The following is a 15415-nucleotide window of genomic DNA, read 5'->3' on the forward strand; positions in this document are numbered from 1 at the left end:
AACACCCGCAGTACGGAGTTCCCGACTCGTCGCCAACGTCGCTCGGCGGCACCCGCTGGGCATGACCCACAATGGAGGCGATGGAACAACCACAAGAAACCTTCTACGACGCCGTCGGCGGTGCGGATACGTTCCATGCGATCGTGGCGCGCTTCTACGAGCTGGTCGCCGAGGACGAGATTCTGCGACCCCTCTACCCCGAGGACGACCTGGCCGGCGCCGAGGTGCGGCTGCGGATGTTCCTTGAGCAGTACTGGGGCGGTCCGCGGACCTACTCCGAGCAACGCGGCCACCCGCGGCTACGGATGCGGCACGCGCCGTTCCAGATCGGCCCGTTCGAACGTGACGCGTGGCTGCGGTGCATGCACACCGCGGTCGCATCGATCGACTCGACAACGCTTGACGACCAGCATCGCAAGGCGTTGCTCGATTACCTGGACATGGCAGCGCACTCGATGGTGAATTCGGCGTTGTGATGGCTACACCTCCCGAGCGGCCGTGGTGGACGGATGCGTTGTTCTACCAGGTGTATCCACGATCATTCGCCGACAGCAACGGCGACGGCGTCGGCGACATCGACGGCGTGGCAGAGCAATTGGATTATCTGGCCCGGCTCGGCGTCGATTCCATCTGGTTCAGCCCGATCATGGTGTCCCCGATGGCCGATCACGGCTACGACGTGTCAGATCCGCGTGACATCGATCCGCTCTTCGGCAGCCTGGCCGCCCTGGAGCGGCTGATCGCCTCCGCGCACGAGCGCGGTATCAAGATCACCATGGACCTGGTGCCCAACCACACCAGCTCGCAGCACCCATGGTTCCAGGAGGCACTGGCTGCCGAACCGGGCAGCGTCGCGCGCGACCGCTACATCTTCCGCGACGGGCGCGGACCCGATGGGTCGCAGCCGCCGAACAATTGGCAGTCGGTGTTCGGCGGGCGGTCGTGGACGCGGGTGGTGGAGGCGGACGGCGAGCCGGGCCAGTGGTATCTGCACCTCTTCGATGTCGAACAGCCAGACCTCAATTGGGAGAATCCGGAGGTTTTCGACGACCTGGAGAAGACGCTGCGGTTCTGGTTGGAGCGTGGCGTGGACGGCTTCCGCATCGACGTCGCGCACGGGATGGCCAAACCACCAGGCCTGCCCGACACCGATGTAGAGATGCGCCCGCGGATGCTCAGCGACGGGGATCCGCGGTTCAACCATCCCAATGTGCACGCGATTCATCGCCACATCCGCCGGGTGATGAACGACTACCCGGAGGCGGTGACGATCGGCGAAGTCTGGGTGTTCGACAACGCCAGCTGGGCCGAGTACGTCCGCGCCGACGAACTGCACCTGGGCTTCAATTTCCGCATGGTGCGTGCCGAGTTCGACATCGCCGAGATCCACGACGCGATCGAGAACACCCTGGCCGCTGCAGCGATGGAAAACGCTACTCCGACTTGGACATTGGAAAACCACGACGTTGTTCGAGCACCCACCCGCTACGGTGGTGGCGAGGTCGGCCTGGACCGGTCCCGCGCGATGGCACTGCTGGTACTCGCCCTGCCGGGGGCGGTATTTCTTTACAACGGCCAGGAATTGGGCCTGCCCAACGTGGAGTTGCCCGACGAGGCGCTGCGGGATCCGACGTGGGAGCGCTCCGGGCACACCGTCCGCGGCCGCGATGGGTGTCGCATTCCGATGCCGTGGCGCGGCGACGCGCCCCCATTCGGCTTCTCCACGAACCACGACACGTGGCTGCCGATTCCGCCGGAATGGGAATCGCTCACCGTGGAGACGCAGCTGCCGGCCGCCGACTCCACCTTGTCATTCTTTCAGCGCGCCATCGCATTGCGGCGTAGCCGTGGCGAATTCACCGGCGACAGTATCGAATGGCTCGATGCTCCGGACCACGCGCTGGCGTTCACCCGCGGCGGTTTGTGTTGCATGCTCAACGCCGGCGAGCGGCCGATCCCGCTGCCCGACGGCGAGCCGATTCTGACGAGCGCGCCACTGGTCGACGGCGAGCTGGCGGCAAACGCGGCGGCGTGGCTGATGTTGCCCAACCACGGCGGGTAGTAGCGCTTCGCCGATCGCCGCCACTTCATCTGGTCAGCGCAGCACAACCGCCGGGTGGCCGCGCCGCCGGTATACCGATCCGAACCGAGCGTCGAGGCGCAGCCAGGCCCGTAGGACGCGCACCCGCACGATCTCCGCGGAATCGACGGCGTCGGCCTCTTGCGGAAGGAAACCCATTGCCGTCAAGGCGAATACGCACCGCATCGGGATGCCGACGCTGTCGCCGCCGGCGCTGACCCGGATCACCTCCTGGTCCAGCAGCGACACCGGCGGCCCCTGCGCACTGCCGTGATCCTTGGCCAGTTGCGACCCACGCTGCGCCAGATCCAGCATCAAGCGGGCCGGAACGTCGTCGAGATGGCCGAATCCCGAGTCCGGAGGCAAAACACCGCGCCAGGCCGAGTCCATCGGAAAGCCCGGATCGACGTAACCTGAACGATCGACAGCGGCCAGCCCTTGGGTCAGCGCGTCGGCGCCGACCGACAAGTCGTCGGGCCGCACCGTGCCGGCCACCACCCTACTTGCCAACACATCCAAACCCGTTGCAGCCCAGGCTGTTAACTCCCTGGACGAGCGGTTACGCAGCCGGATCACGGCGGCCGCATCCAGGCGCGCCGCCCGCTCGACGAATGCCGCCAGGTCGGCGCGGTGAGCGGCGACGGAGTCAGGGCCCAGCCACACACCCCGGTCGGCTACCTCAGCCACCGCTGCAGGTATTCCCGATGGTGCGGCAACAGGCGCACAAGTCGTTGCTCGTCGATATTGAACGCGGCCAGTTGCGACTCGCCGATCACCGAAGGCTTCGACTCCGGGTCGGCATTGACCGAACGCACCTCATAGCCGAGGGTGAAATCGACCGCCCGTAAGCGCTTGGTCCACATCGTCACCTGTAGCGGCGAATCAATCAGCCGCAGTTGACCTTTGTAGGAAACGCGCACGTCGGCGATCAGCAGTCCGATGTCGAGGATGTCGGACTCAAAGGCAGGTTTGAGGAACGGAACGCGCGCCTCTTCCATGATCGTGACCATGGTCGCGTGGTTGACGTGCTGATACATATCGATGTCCGACCACCGGACCGGAACCGGCGCAACAAAACCCGGCTGGGTTATGGCGCCGCTCCTCCTCATCGCTGCGCTCTGCATCGTCGCCGGCTGGCTCACCCTGCTGCTCCCCGACCGCTGGTGCGTGTCATCGACCGGATCTGACGTGCCGCCACCGACAGGGTGGCCAAATCCCGTTGGCCGCTCTCGTAGATCTCCGTCAGAGTCCGCCGCGCCCGCTCGACCCGCGACGCGCTGATGTGTTCCCATTCGGCGATCTTCTGCTCACCGGTCTCGTCCGGCTCGCCGACGGCAAGCACGTCCAAACACAGCGAGCGTAACGAGGAGTAGATGTCGTCGCGAATCGCCAAGCGCGCCAGCGAATGCCAGCGATCCGCGCGCGGCAGGTCGGAGACCGCGGTGAGCAGGCCGTCGGTGCCCAGGCTGTCCATCAACGCGAAATACGTGTCCGCGACCTCAGCGGGCTCGCGATCGTCGATGTCGGCGACGTCGATGATGTCCAACAGGCTGTAGCGGTACAAGCCGATCGCCACCGCATAGGCCAGGTCCTGCGATGCGCCTTGCCTGACGAACTCGGCGGCTTCCTTTTCCACGATCGCCTTGTCGTCGCCGCGAAGCCACTCTGACATGCGAGGCGTCAGAGCCGCGACTTTCATCGCGAACCGGTTGATTTCAGCGCCCACTGCCAACGGCTGCGGACGGTAGTTGAGCAGCCAACGCCCGGCGCGGTCGATCAGCCGTCGGGTGTCGAGCGTCATCCGATCGGACACCGCGATCGGTAGTCCCTCCGAGCGGATGCTGCGCCACAGCTGCTCCACCCCGAAGATCGCGTCGGTCGCCGCGTAGGCGCGCACGGCGTCCACCGGGCTCACGCCGGTGTCCTGGGTAACGCGATAGTCGTAGCTGATTCCGGCGGTGTCCACCAAATCGTTGACCAGCATGGTGGTCACGATCTCGCGCCGCAATTGATGTGAGCGGATCGCCGGGCCGCACCGCTCCCGCAACTGCGACGGGAAGTAGCGCGGCAACTTTGCGGCGAAGACCTCTTGATCCGGCACGTCGGTGTTCAGGAGTTCCTCTTTGAGGGTGAGCTTGACGTGCGCCATCAACGTGGCCAGTTCCGGTGAGGTGAGCCCGATACCGACCTCGAGGCGACGCGCGATCTCCTTCTCCGATGGCAGTGCTTCGAGTTCGCGGTTGAGCCCACGCTCGGCCACCAGGTATTTGATCTGGTCGGCATGGACCGTTAGCAGACTGGATGCGTTGGCGCGGCTGGTGCCGATCAGGTCGTTCTGGTCGGTATTGTCGGCGAGCACAAGGTCGGCGACCTCGTCCGTCATCGACTCGAGCAGGTGGGCTCGTTCAGCGGGATCGATGGTGCCGGCGGTCACCTGCGCGTCGACCAGGATCTTGATGTTGACCTCGTGGTCTGAGCAGTCCACCCCGGCGGAGTTGTCCATCGCATCGGTGTTGATCCGCCCGCCGCACAAGTCGAACTCGACCCGCCCGAGCGCTGTGACACCCAGATTGCCGCCCTCGCCAACAACTTTCGCGCGCAACTGGTTCGCGTTGACGCGCAGCGCGTCGTTTGCGCGATCACCCACGTCCGCGTCGGATTCGGCTTCGGCCTTGACGTAGGTGCCGATGCCGCCGTTGAACAACAGATCCACCGGCGCCCGCAGGATCGCGCGTACCAGATTGGGTGGCGTCATCTCAGTGACGCCACCGTCGATGCCCAGCGCCGCGCGAACCTGATCGCTGATCGGGATGGATTTGTGTTCGCGGCTGTACACGCCGCCGCCCTCGCTGATCAGTGACCTGTCGTAGTCCTCCCAACTGGACCGGGGCAGGTCGAACATCCGTCGTCGTTCTTGCCATGAGGCAGCGGAGTCGGGCTCGGGATCCAAGAAGATATGGCGGTGATCGAAGGCCGCCAGTAGCCGAATGTGCTTGGACAGCAACATGCCGTTGCCGAACACGTCGCCGCTCATGTCGCCGACGCCGACGACGGTGAAGTCCTCGGTTTGGGTGTCGACGCCCATCTCGCGGAAATGCCGCTTGACCGCTTCCCAGGCGCCCTTGGCGGTGATGCCCATCGCCTTGTGGTCGTAGCCGACCGACCCGCCGGAGGCGAAAGCGTCGCCCAGCCAAAAGCCGTAGGACTCGGCGACCCCGTTGGCGATGTCGGAGAACGTGGCGGTGCCTTTGTCGGCGGCCACCACCAGGTAGGCGTCGTCGCCGTCGCGCCGCACAACTTCCCGTGGGGCGCTCACCGCTCGAGTGTTGTGGTCGACGTTGTCGGTGATGTCGAGCAAGCCGGAGATGAACAACTTGTAACAAGCGATGCCTTCGTTGCGGCTCGCCTCGCGGTCGGCGGCGGCGTCGTCGGTCGGCAGCGGTGGTTGCTTGACGACGAATCCGCCTTTCGCGCCGACCGGCACGATCACCGCGTTCTTGACCGCCTGCGCCTTGACCAGTCCCAGGATTTCGGTGCGGAAGTCTTCCCGGCGGTCCGACCAACGCAGGCCACCACGCGCAACGTAGCCGAAGCGCAGGTGCACACCCTCGACGCGGGGCGAATAGACGAAGATTTCGAACTTGGGGCGCGGCAGCGGAAGCTCTTCGATGAGCTGCGCATCCAGTTTCAGCGACAACACATTCTGACTGCGGGCCGAACCATCCTGCGTGACAAAGTAATTGGTGCGCAGGGTCGCCTGAATGAGTTCGGCGAACGCCCGCAGCACCCGATCGGTGTCCATGCTGACCAGCGCGTCGATGTCGGCCGCGACCGCCGCGGCCGCGGCGTGCGCGTCACGGCTCTTCGAAGTCGACGGATCGGGATCGAAGAGCGCCTCGAACAGCGCCACCAACGCTCTTGCAGTTTCTGGGTTTTCGTTGACCACCGATTCGATATGCGACTGACTGTAGGCGAAGCCGGCCTGCCGCAGATACTTTGCGTAGCAGCGTAAAAGGACAACTTGCTGCCAGGTCAGGCCGGCTCGCATCACCAGCTCGTTGAAGCGGTCGATCTCGGCGCGGCCTTCCCAGATCGCGGTGACCGCATCGGCGAAGCGTTGGGCGGTCGCTGCCCGCTCAGGACCGGGCCGACCCAGCGGAACAGTGGGAACCGGGGTGATCTTGAACTGGTAGACCCAGACCGGCAGCCCGTCGGGCCGCGGCACACTGAACGGTCGCTCTTCGAGCACCACCACGCCCATCGACTGCAGCATCGGCAGCAAATCGCTCAGCGACGCAGTACGCCCGCCCAAATACCATGTCAGCCGGGCAGTTTCGTCGTAGTCGTGATCGGAGAGCACCAACTTGACCGAATCGTCGGTCAGCTCGTCGAAGATCGCAATGTCGTTGATCGCATCTGCTGGAGTGACGAACTGCTTGTACGCGTCGGAGAACAAGCCCGCGTAGTGCTCGGCCTTCAAAGGCTCGACGTCCGCCGCCGCCGCCTCGGCGAGCATTCGGTCCGACCAGGTACGCGCGGCTTCGGTCAGCAGCGACTGAAGGCGAACCCGGGTGGCCTCGGACGTGTCGGCCTTCGTCGCGCTATCTGTGGGCAGCCGGACCATGAAATGCAGCAGCGCCCAAGGCGATTCTGTGACGCGCGCGGTGAATTCCAGGCTGGTGCCGCCGAATTCCCGGACCAGGATGTCTTCGATCTGCAGACGCACCGCCGTGGTGTAGCGATCGCGCGGCAGATATACCAGGCACGACACGAAGTACTCCAGCCGGTCAGCCCGCAGGAAAAGCAGTGCGCGGCGGCCTGATCCGAGGTCGACCACCGACTTGGCCAGCGCGAATAGCTGCTCGGCACTGCGCGCGAAAAGCTCTGAACGAGGCACGGTTTGGATGACGTCGAGCAGCAGCTGTCCCGGGTGGCCGGGGTCGAGATCGGCCAGCGCGAGCACCTCGTGCACCCGGCGCGAGATGATCGGGATCTCCAAGACGTCGGCGTTCATCGCCGCGACCGTAAACAGCCCGATGAGGCGGTGCTCGAAGACGCTGCCGTCGGCGTTCTCCCGAACGGCGAACACATACGGGTACGCGCCGAAGCGCAAGTAGCTGGCCACGTCGGTCTGGGCGAGCGCCAGCAGTTCGTCGTCCAAGGTCAGCCGCGGACGAGAACCTTTGCGCCGCCGCAGCACTCCGAGACTTGCCGTCGCCGCGTCACCCGACACCCGGCCGTCGCGCACCGGGCAACGTTGGTAACCCAGCAGCGTGAAGTTTCCTGCGGCCAGCCAACGCAACAACGTGGCGACATCGGCGTTGTTGGTGCCCGGGTAGTGACCGTTCGCATCGACTTCCACGTCGTCGGCGAGGTCGTTGAGCACCGAGATCATCGCTGTCGCGTCGGCCGCGACCCGGCGGAGATCGGCGAGGACCCCCGGCAGCAGGCTTTCGGCCTGCTGAAGGGTGTCGCGGTCGACCGGCGGTGCGAGCTGGACGTGGATCCAGGTTTCGTCGACCCCGTCGCCGCCGGCGTCTTTTGGACCGACGGCGAGCAACTCGCCGGCGCCGTCGCGGCGCACACGGAAAACCGGGTTCATGATCGCCGCATACGCCACCCCGAGTCGGTGCAGCAGGACCGTCACCGAATCCATCAGCATCGCGCCGTCGTCAGTCACCACGTGCAGCGCCGGACCGAAACCGCCCGGGTCATCGGGTGGGTACACCGCGACTCGGCTCTCCCCCGCCGGTCGATGCGCGCCGAGTCGGTAATGGGCGCCCACTAGCGCCGGCGTCACCGCCGACGCTGCGTCCAGTTCCGGTTTGGCGTCGTGCTGGCCTTGAAAGCTGGCGGAGTAGGCGTTCGAGACCCACTCGGGGATCTCGCCGCCATCAGTGACCTTCGTCCAGGCATGCTGATCAATCGTCATGACGACCGCTCCTGGAGGACGCATACCGATGCTGGCATGCCCGCGACACTAGTCGCGTGTGAGCCTTCGGTGAGTCACCCGGTGCGGACGCGCCGCATCGGCGCCGAGGCGCTCGACCTTGTTCTCCTCGTAGGCACCGAAGTTCCCTTCGAACCAGAACCATTTGGCTTCGTGGTCGCCGTCGCCTTCCCACGCCAGGATGTGGGTGCAGGTCCGGTCGAGGAACCAGCGGTCGTGGGAGATCACCACCGCGCAGCCGGGGAACTTCTCCAGCGCGTTCTCCAGCGAGCCCAGCGTCTCGACGTCGAGGTCGTTGGTCGGCTCGTCCAGCAGGATCAGGTTGCCGCCCTCTTTGAGGGTGAGCGCCAGGTTGAGCCTGTTGCGTTCGCCACCGGAGAGCACGCCCGCCGGCTTCTGCTGGTCGGGACCTTTGAAGCCGAACGCTGACACATACGCCCGCGACGGGATCTCGTTCTGCCCGACCTGGATGTAGTCCAGGCCGTCGGAGACGGTCTGCCAGACGTTCTTCTTCGGGTCGAGCCCGCCGCGTGACTGATCGACATAGCTCAACTTCACGGTTTCGCCGACCTTGACGACCCCGCTGTCGGGTTGCTCGAGCCCGACGATGGTCTTGAACAGCGTGGTCTTACCGACACCGTTGGGACCGATCACCCCGACGATGCCGTTGCGGGGCAGCGTGAACGACAGATCCTTGATCAGCGTGCGACCGTCGAAGCCCTTGTCGAGATGCTCAACCTCGACCACCAGGTTGCCCAGCCGTGGACCGGTCGGGATCTGGATCTCCTCGAAGTCGAGCTTGCGGGTCTTCTCGGCCTCGGCAGCCATCTCCTCGTAGCGCTGCAGCCGGGCCTTGCTCTTGGCCTGGCGGGCCTTCGCGCCGGACCGAACCCAAGCCAACTCTTCAGTGAGCCGCTTCTGCAGCTTGACGTCCTTGCGGCCCTGCACTGAGATGCGCTCGGCCTTCTTCTCCAGGTAGGTGGAGTAGTTGCCCTCGTAGGGATAGGCGCGTCCGCGGTCGAGCTCGAGGATCCACTCGGCCACGTTGTCGAGGAAATAGCGGTCGTGCGTGACGGCCAGAACCGCGCCCTCGTAGGCGGCCAGGTGCTGCTCGAGCCACTGCACACTCTCGGCGTCCAGGTGGTTGGTCGGCTCGTCGAGCAGCAGCAGGTCCGGTTTGGACAGCAGCAGCTTGCACAGCGCCACGCGGCGCCGCTCGCCGCCGGACAGGTGCGTCACCGGCTCGTCGGGCGGCGGGCAGCGCAGGGCGTCCATCGCCTGCTCGAGCTGCGAGTCAAGATCCCACGCATTGGCGTGGTCGAGCTCTTCCTGCAGCCGCCCCATCTCCTCCATCAGCTCATCGGAGTAGTCGGTGGCCATCAGCTCGGCGACCTCGTTGAAGCGGTCGAGCTTGACCTTGATGTCGCCGAGCCCTTCTTCGACGTTGCCGCGGACGGTCTTTTCCTCGTTCAGCGGCGGTTCCTGCTGCAGGATGCCGACCGTTGCGTCGTTGGCCAGGAAGGCCTCGCCGTTGTTGGCCTTGTCCAGCCCGGCCATGATCCGCAAGACGCTCGACTTACCAGCCCCGTTGGGGCCGACGACACCGATCTTGGCGCCCGGATAGAAGCTCAAGGTGACGTCGTCGAGGATGACTTTGTCGCCGTGCGCCTTGCGGACCTTTTTCATCGTGTAGATGAACTCAGCCATGCGGCGGTGTTGCCTTTCTGATTGCGGGGTATTGCTCGCGCCCCATCCTAGGCAACTTGTCTGGCTCCTCCTCACGCCGCTACGCGCCGCGCTTCGTCACCAGACGAGCACTACCGCAGGCCGCAGCTACGCCGACAGCGGCAGCGGGGCCTCCTCGGCGGGCGTGCCGTCGGCTTCGCTCGCCTCATCGGCGTTGGCGGTTACGATCACCGACCCGGAAGCGACGGTCTTCTCAACCCGGGCGATGCAGCGAGCCAGATCAGGCCCCACTGCCGTGGCACGCATCTCCAGCGTCGACCGCTGATTGCCGTCGCGGTCCTCGTATTCGCTGGTGTACACGTGTCCGGACACGATCACCGGCGAGCCCTTGCCCAGGGATGCGCCCACCCCAGAGACCAGTCGGCCCCAGCAGTTGACGGTGATGAACAGCGAGTTGCCCGGCTCCCAGGTGCCGTCGGCGGTGCGGCGCCGGGAATTGCTCGCGACTCGAAATTTGAGGACCTCCTGGTCACCAACTCGGCGACGTTTCGGGTCGTTGACGATGTTGCCGACCACGGTCAGCGGTGTTTCGAACATTTCTTGGTTACCTTTCCTCGTCGGCGACGCATTGCCGCCTGTGCTGCGTCCCATTGAGCTCGGGGCCGCCGACACCACGGCCGGTTTTCATCGCGGGGTTCGACCGAGTTGTGGACCAAGTGGGAACTGTGGATACGAGGAGCTGGGCGCGACAGCGTCCTGCGTGCGCCTTATCGCCTCGGGCGCAGGTGTCGCCGAAAGGTGGGCCTTTGCATGCCCCGGTCCTGGCCGGGGCTGATATGGCGAAGGTGGTTGCTAACGCTGGCCGGACGTGTCCCGGTGGGCCAGCTCGGACAGCATCGCGTTGTAGGCCGCCAACTCGGAGTCATCGTCGCGATCGGCCGCGCGATCGAGGCGGCGGGCAGTTCGCTGGTCGCTGCGCTTCCACTGGACCAGCAATGCGATCATCACGACGACCAGCGGTACTTCTCCCGCCGCCCAAGCCATTCCACCGCCGAGACGCTGGTCACCCATCAGGTCGGTGTGCCAGCTCAAATGCAGCGATCGATAGAAGCTCTCACCGAGCACCCGCTCCATCCCCATCAGGGCGATGGCGAAAAATGCGTGCAACGGCAGCGACGCGAAGACCACCGCCACCTTGGCCAGCGGCGGGATCGGCCGTGGCGTCGGGTCGACGCCGATGACCACCCAATAGAACAGGTAGCCGCTGGCCAGGAAGTGCACGTTCATCACGAGGTGCCCGATGTGGCTGCCGACCGCGGCGTCGAACAGACCGCCCAGGTACAACCCGTAGAAGCCGGCGACGAACAACGCCGTCGCAACCACCGGGTTGGTGAGGAACCTCGAGATCCGGCTGTGCAAGGCGGCCAGCAGCCATTCGCGCATGCCCGGCGGTTCACCCCGGCCGGCTGCCGGCAGCGCCCGCAACGCGAGGCTGACGGGTCCGCCCAACACCAGCAGGATCGGGACCAGCATCGACAGCGTCATGTGAGCGGCCATGTGCATGCTGAACATCGCCGGCATGTATCGGCCCATCCCCGACGAGCTGGCGAACAGCAATGCCGCGCAACCCAGCAGCCACGACACGGTGCGTCCCGTGGGGTACGCATCGCCGCGCCGACGCAGCCGCCGCACCCCGGCCAGATACAGCACGGCCAACACGATCGCCGCGGAGCCGAAGACCAGGTCGAACCGCCAATCCACCAGCACCCTGATGACGGTGAGCGGACCGTCGAAGTCGTAGCCGATTTTCACGTCAGTGATCGACGGGATGCCGCGCGGCAGCGGCGGCGGCGGGGTGCGGCCCAGACCGACGGCGACGCCGAACGTCAGGCCGAAGAGCACCGCTTCGACGGCCGCAAGCCGGATGAAATCAAATCGCGAGCTCGGATCAGCTTGTAGCGCAACGACTCCGGACCGCCGTTGACGCCAGCCGACGACGCCCAGCAGGCACAGCGCCACGAATTTCGCGATAACCAGCCGCCCGTATTCGCTGGACAGTAAGTCCGACGGGCGAATCCGCACCAAAGCATTGACGACGCCGCTGAGCGCCATTGCGCCGAAGCACCACAGCGCGATCGCCGAAAAGCGCCGTGCGGCCAGATCGGCGTGCTGCCCGCCGCGGACCACGTGCGTCAGGAGCGCCAGCAGCCCGCCCGCCCACAGGCTGCCCGCCACCAGGTGGATCAGCAGGCTGTTGGTGGCCAAGTCGTGGGATCCGCCGGCCGACGAGTGCCCGGTCAAGCCCAGCGGTATCAACGTCACCAGCGACCCGGCCAGCAACCACGGCGTCCACGACCACCGCAGCACCGGAAGGCTGGCCACGGTCAGCGCCGCGGCCAGCAGCGCGGTCCATCGCCACGCCGCCGAGATGTTGATGATTCCGGCCAGCGACCACAGGCTCGCGGGGCCGAGATGAGCGGTGAACGGCTGGCCGGACACGTCGGAAATGGTCAGCGGGACCAGCAGCGCGGCGCACACCGCCCATGCCCCGGCCGCCACCGTCCCCACCCGCAGAGCTCGATATCCGTCGGCGTCGAGCACGCCGTTTTCCTGCGGCGGAACCAAAAACCCAGCCGTCAAAAAAGACCCGACGGCGACCACCGCGGCGATTTCGCCGGCGGCCCGGACGAACGGCAGGCCGATTGTGGTCACCGGCCCTGGATTGGGCAGTCCGGTAGCGGTCAACGCGGCCGCCAGCGACAGCAGCCCGATCCCCGCTGCGGTGCATCCGGCCAGCACCGCTACCCCGATGAGCAGCGGCCATGCCACCGCCCGGCGCTGGGTGGCGGGCGGTGGCGTCATACCCAAAGAGTACGGGCGCCCAAAGGCGCGTGACCTACGACCGACCCGCGCCGCGGGCCTGGGCCTCGCGCGCGGCGAACTGTTTGCGCGCGATCTGGGCGACGTGGTCGAAATCTTGCAGGATGGATTGCAATTCACGACGAAACGCGACGCGGCGCTCGGCCAGCTCCGGCCCCGGCTCGAGCAGACCCTGATCTGCGACGACTTGGCGTGCGGTGTCGAACAGCAAGGTCGATACCGGCTCGCTGCTGCGTACCCGACCCTGCGCGACGTACTGCTTGCCGACGCCGAGCGCCAACTGGGTGAGTTCCTTGGCACCGATGTCCGCCGGCGCATCACGCAGCACATCGGCGACGATCTCGTAGGCTTCGAAGAACACCCGCAGCATCGCATCCGACATCAGCGGTCGCTTCGCGTAGAGCATCGCTTCGATCGCCGCGGGACCGGCGGAAATCTGCGCTTCCCAGTCCCGGTTCCACGACATCTCGTCGGCGATGTTCCGCCGGAAGGCGGCCGAATCGGCGAAGTAGAAGTCGAATTTCAGCAAATCGCGCAACCGCATGGCCTGCGTCCAGAACGCCTCCAGTCGGTCGCCGTCGACCCGGCCGGCATACGCCAGCGCCAGCTCGACGATCACGGTCTCCAGGAATGCGTGGATCACCGAGTTGCGGTAGAACGCGGCAGTGTGCTCGTCTTCGGGAGCGATGCGCCACACCGGCTCTCGGCCACCGTCGACCCGGGTGACGGGGTGGCCGTTCGATAGTGAATCCACCGCGGCACGAACACCTTCGGGCGTGCGTAGCCGCAGCGCGCTGGTGGACATCGGGGTGTTCTTGCGTTCCAGGTAGTCCAGCGAATCCTGCAGAGTGTGATGCAGTTGCCGAAGCGTCAGCGCCAGGCCGTGGGTGGTCAGTAGCAGCGCCGACACCAGACCGGTCGCGTTCACCGGCGTCGACTGCAGGATCCGCCACGCAACTTCAAACGACATCTTCTGCAGTGCAAGCCGTTTGGCGGCTTCGTCGTTGGCGATATTGCCGTGGCGCGGGCCGAGGTATTCACGCATCGACACCGCTTCGGGGAAGCGAACGTAGATCTTGCCGTAGTTACGTTCACCTTGGGCCTTGATGAAGTTGTACATCCAGCCCAGGCCCTCAGGCCGCTTCTCGCCGCCGCGGGCGTAGGCGGCGTACTCCGCGGTCTCGTGTAACTGATCGAAGCTGATCGAAACACCTTGCAGCAGAATGTCGTCGCTGCGCCCGTCCAAGTAGGCATCGGCGACATAGCTCATCAGTCCGAGCTTGGGCGGCAACATCTTCCCGGTCCGGGAGCGGGTGCCCTCAATGGACCAGCTCAAGTTGAACCGCTTCTCCACCACGTAGCCGACGTACTCCTTGAGCACGTACTTGTACACCGGGTCGTTGCCGATGTTGCGCCGGATGAAAATGGTTCCGGCGCGGCGCATCAGCGGTCCCATCACGCCGAATGCCAGGTTGACACCGGCGAAAACGTGCACCGGCGGTAGTCGATTCTCCTGCATCGCCACCGGCATGACCGCCCCGTCGATGTAGGACCGGTGCGAGAACAGCAGCACCGCCGGGTGCGCCTCTAACGCGGCACGGAGCGCCGCCACCTGATACTCGTCGTAGTCGATTTCGCGATCGAAGCCACGGCTGAACAGTCGGCCCAGGACCCCAACGAGGTCGACGGATACTCGGCTCCATCCGGTAGCGAGTTCGTCGAGCATCTTTCCGGCCTTCTCGAGGTCGGCACCCGGGATCTTCTCCAGGCCAGCGCGAAATCGCGCGGACGCCATGATCTCCGGGCGCACCAGCCGCGGCGATTTGTATTGCGGCCCAAGGATTCGGTATTCGGCGCGCTCCAACGCCAATAGTGCTCGGCGAGTGACGAAATGCGCAAATTCGCGGGGGTTCTCCCCGACGGTAATGTCACGCCACTGTTGGCGAAGTTGCGAAACCTTGGCCGATTCGCCCGCCACCACCTGCGCACGCGACCGGTCTGACCGCAGAATGTGGCGCTGTTGACGTTCGCTGGGCCGGTAGGGATTTCGTCCGGGCAACAACGCTGTCAGCCGGTTGAACGCCGTCGCGTCCGCCGGCGGCATCCAGAAGACGCGCACCGGCACAATCGATCGGTCTTCGTCCAATTCGAGTTGCTCGACGAGTTGAGCGAGCGCACCGGGCGTCGGATTCTGCTCGGGCAACGCCAGCACTTCCAGTGTGTCCTCCGGGTGGCGGGCACGCTGCTGATCCAGCCATGTCGCCAGCAATTCCGACTCGATTGGCGACGACGCCGCCGCCAACACCAACACGTGGTTGCCGGCATCGGGCGAACCCGCGCCGGCGGGCGAGGTGGTCACGATCGCCCCTTCGGCCGCGGCCCGGTCTTCTTCGCTGGCGCCTTCTTCGTGGGGGCTTTCTTCGCGGGTGCGGCCTTTTTCGCCGGCCCGGCCTTCACCGCACTCTTGCGCGGAGGCGACTTTTTCCGGTACACCTCGTGGTCGGGGAGTTCACCCTCCGGCCAGTCGGCCAACGTGTCGACATACAGTTGCCGCACTTCGGCAATCCGATCGGCCAATGCTTCCACCGTCCAGTCGGCCACCGAAATCGGCGGGAAGACAGCCACATCCACCGTTCCGGGGTTCATACTGGTCGAGTTGCGGGCGGCGATGATTTCGGCATTGCGGATCACGATCGGCACGATCGGTATCCCCACCGCCATCGCCATCCGGAACGGCCCCTTCTTGAACGGCCCGACGCTGGTGGTGTCCAGCCTGGTGCCCTCCGGGGCGATCATGATCGACAACCCTTGCCGTGCAC

10 protein-coding genes are annotated in these 15415 nt (G+C 65.6%); 2 read left to right on the forward strand and 8 right to left on the reverse strand.

The features are described 5' to 3' along the window. The first annotated feature begins 71 nt into the window (after positions 1 to 71). On the forward strand, positions 72 to 476 hold the full coding sequence (locus AC2VOG_RS06830; protein ID WP_486939159.1) for a globin: 405 nt from the start codon (positions 72 to 74) through the stop codon (positions 474 to 476). Then, complete coding sequence (locus tag AC2VOG_RS06835) at positions 476 to 2062, forward strand: glycoside hydrolase family 13 protein (RefSeq protein ID WP_486939168.1); 1587 nt, start codon at positions 476 to 478, stop codon at positions 2060 to 2062. Before AC2VOG_RS06830 ends, AC2VOG_RS06835 begins: the two co-directional genes overlap by 1 nt. A gap of 33 nt (positions 2063 to 2095) precedes the next feature. On the opposite strand, the gene AC2VOG_RS06840 is transcribed toward AC2VOG_RS06835, so the two are convergent. The 8 genes from AC2VOG_RS06840 to AC2VOG_RS06875 all read right to left on the reverse strand — a co-directional run. Beyond that, positions 2096 to 2767, reverse strand: a complete 672-nt coding sequence (locus AC2VOG_RS06840; protein ID WP_486939160.1) for a DUF8185 domain-containing protein — start codon at positions 2765 to 2767, stop codon at positions 2096 to 2098. Further along, positions 2755 to 3189 (reverse strand): acyl-CoA thioesterase, encoded by a 435-nt coding sequence (locus AC2VOG_RS06845; protein WP_486939161.1) that lies wholly within the window; start codon positions 3187 to 3189, stop codon positions 2755 to 2757. Before AC2VOG_RS06845 ends, AC2VOG_RS06840 begins: the two co-directional genes overlap by 13 nt. Positions 3190 to 3218: 29 nt before the next feature. Then, positions 3219 to 8012 (reverse strand): NAD-glutamate dehydrogenase, encoded by a 4794-nt coding sequence (locus tag AC2VOG_RS06850; RefSeq protein ID WP_486939162.1) that lies wholly within the window; start codon positions 8010 to 8012, stop codon positions 3219 to 3221. Positions 8013 to 8060: 48 nt separating this feature from the next. Continuing rightward, on the reverse strand, positions 8061 to 9737 hold the full coding sequence (gene ettA, locus AC2VOG_RS06855) for an energy-dependent translational throttle protein EttA (RefSeq protein WP_486939163.1): 1677 nt from the start codon (positions 9735 to 9737) through the stop codon (positions 8061 to 8063). A gap of 126 nt (positions 9738 to 9863) precedes the next feature. Beyond that, positions 9864 to 10313 carry a single-stranded DNA-binding protein gene (ssb, locus tag AC2VOG_RS06860; protein WP_486939164.1) on the reverse strand — a complete coding sequence of 150 codons (450 nt, stop codon included), beginning with the start codon at positions 10311 to 10313 and terminating at the stop codon, positions 9864 to 9866. 255 nt (positions 10314 to 10568) lie between these two features. Further along, positions 10569 to 12578, reverse strand: coding sequence for a bifunctional copper resistance protein CopD/cytochrome c oxidase assembly protein (locus AC2VOG_RS06865; RefSeq protein ID WP_486939165.1), 2010 nt, complete (start codon positions 12576 to 12578; stop codon positions 10569 to 10571). Between the two features lie 34 nt (positions 12579 to 12612). Continuing rightward, on the reverse strand, positions 12613 to 14955 hold the full coding sequence (locus AC2VOG_RS06870; RefSeq protein ID WP_486939166.1) for a glycerol-3-phosphate 1-O-acyltransferase: 2343 nt from the start codon (positions 14953 to 14955) through the stop codon (positions 12613 to 12615). After that, positions 14952 to 15415 (reverse strand): lysophospholipid acyltransferase family protein (locus tag AC2VOG_RS06875; RefSeq protein WP_486939167.1); only part of this gene is annotated, 464 nt, incomplete at its 5' end. The genes AC2VOG_RS06870 and AC2VOG_RS06875, both read right to left, overlap by 4 nt.

The organism is Mycobacterium sp. TH-M11 (genome assembly GCF_057473725.1).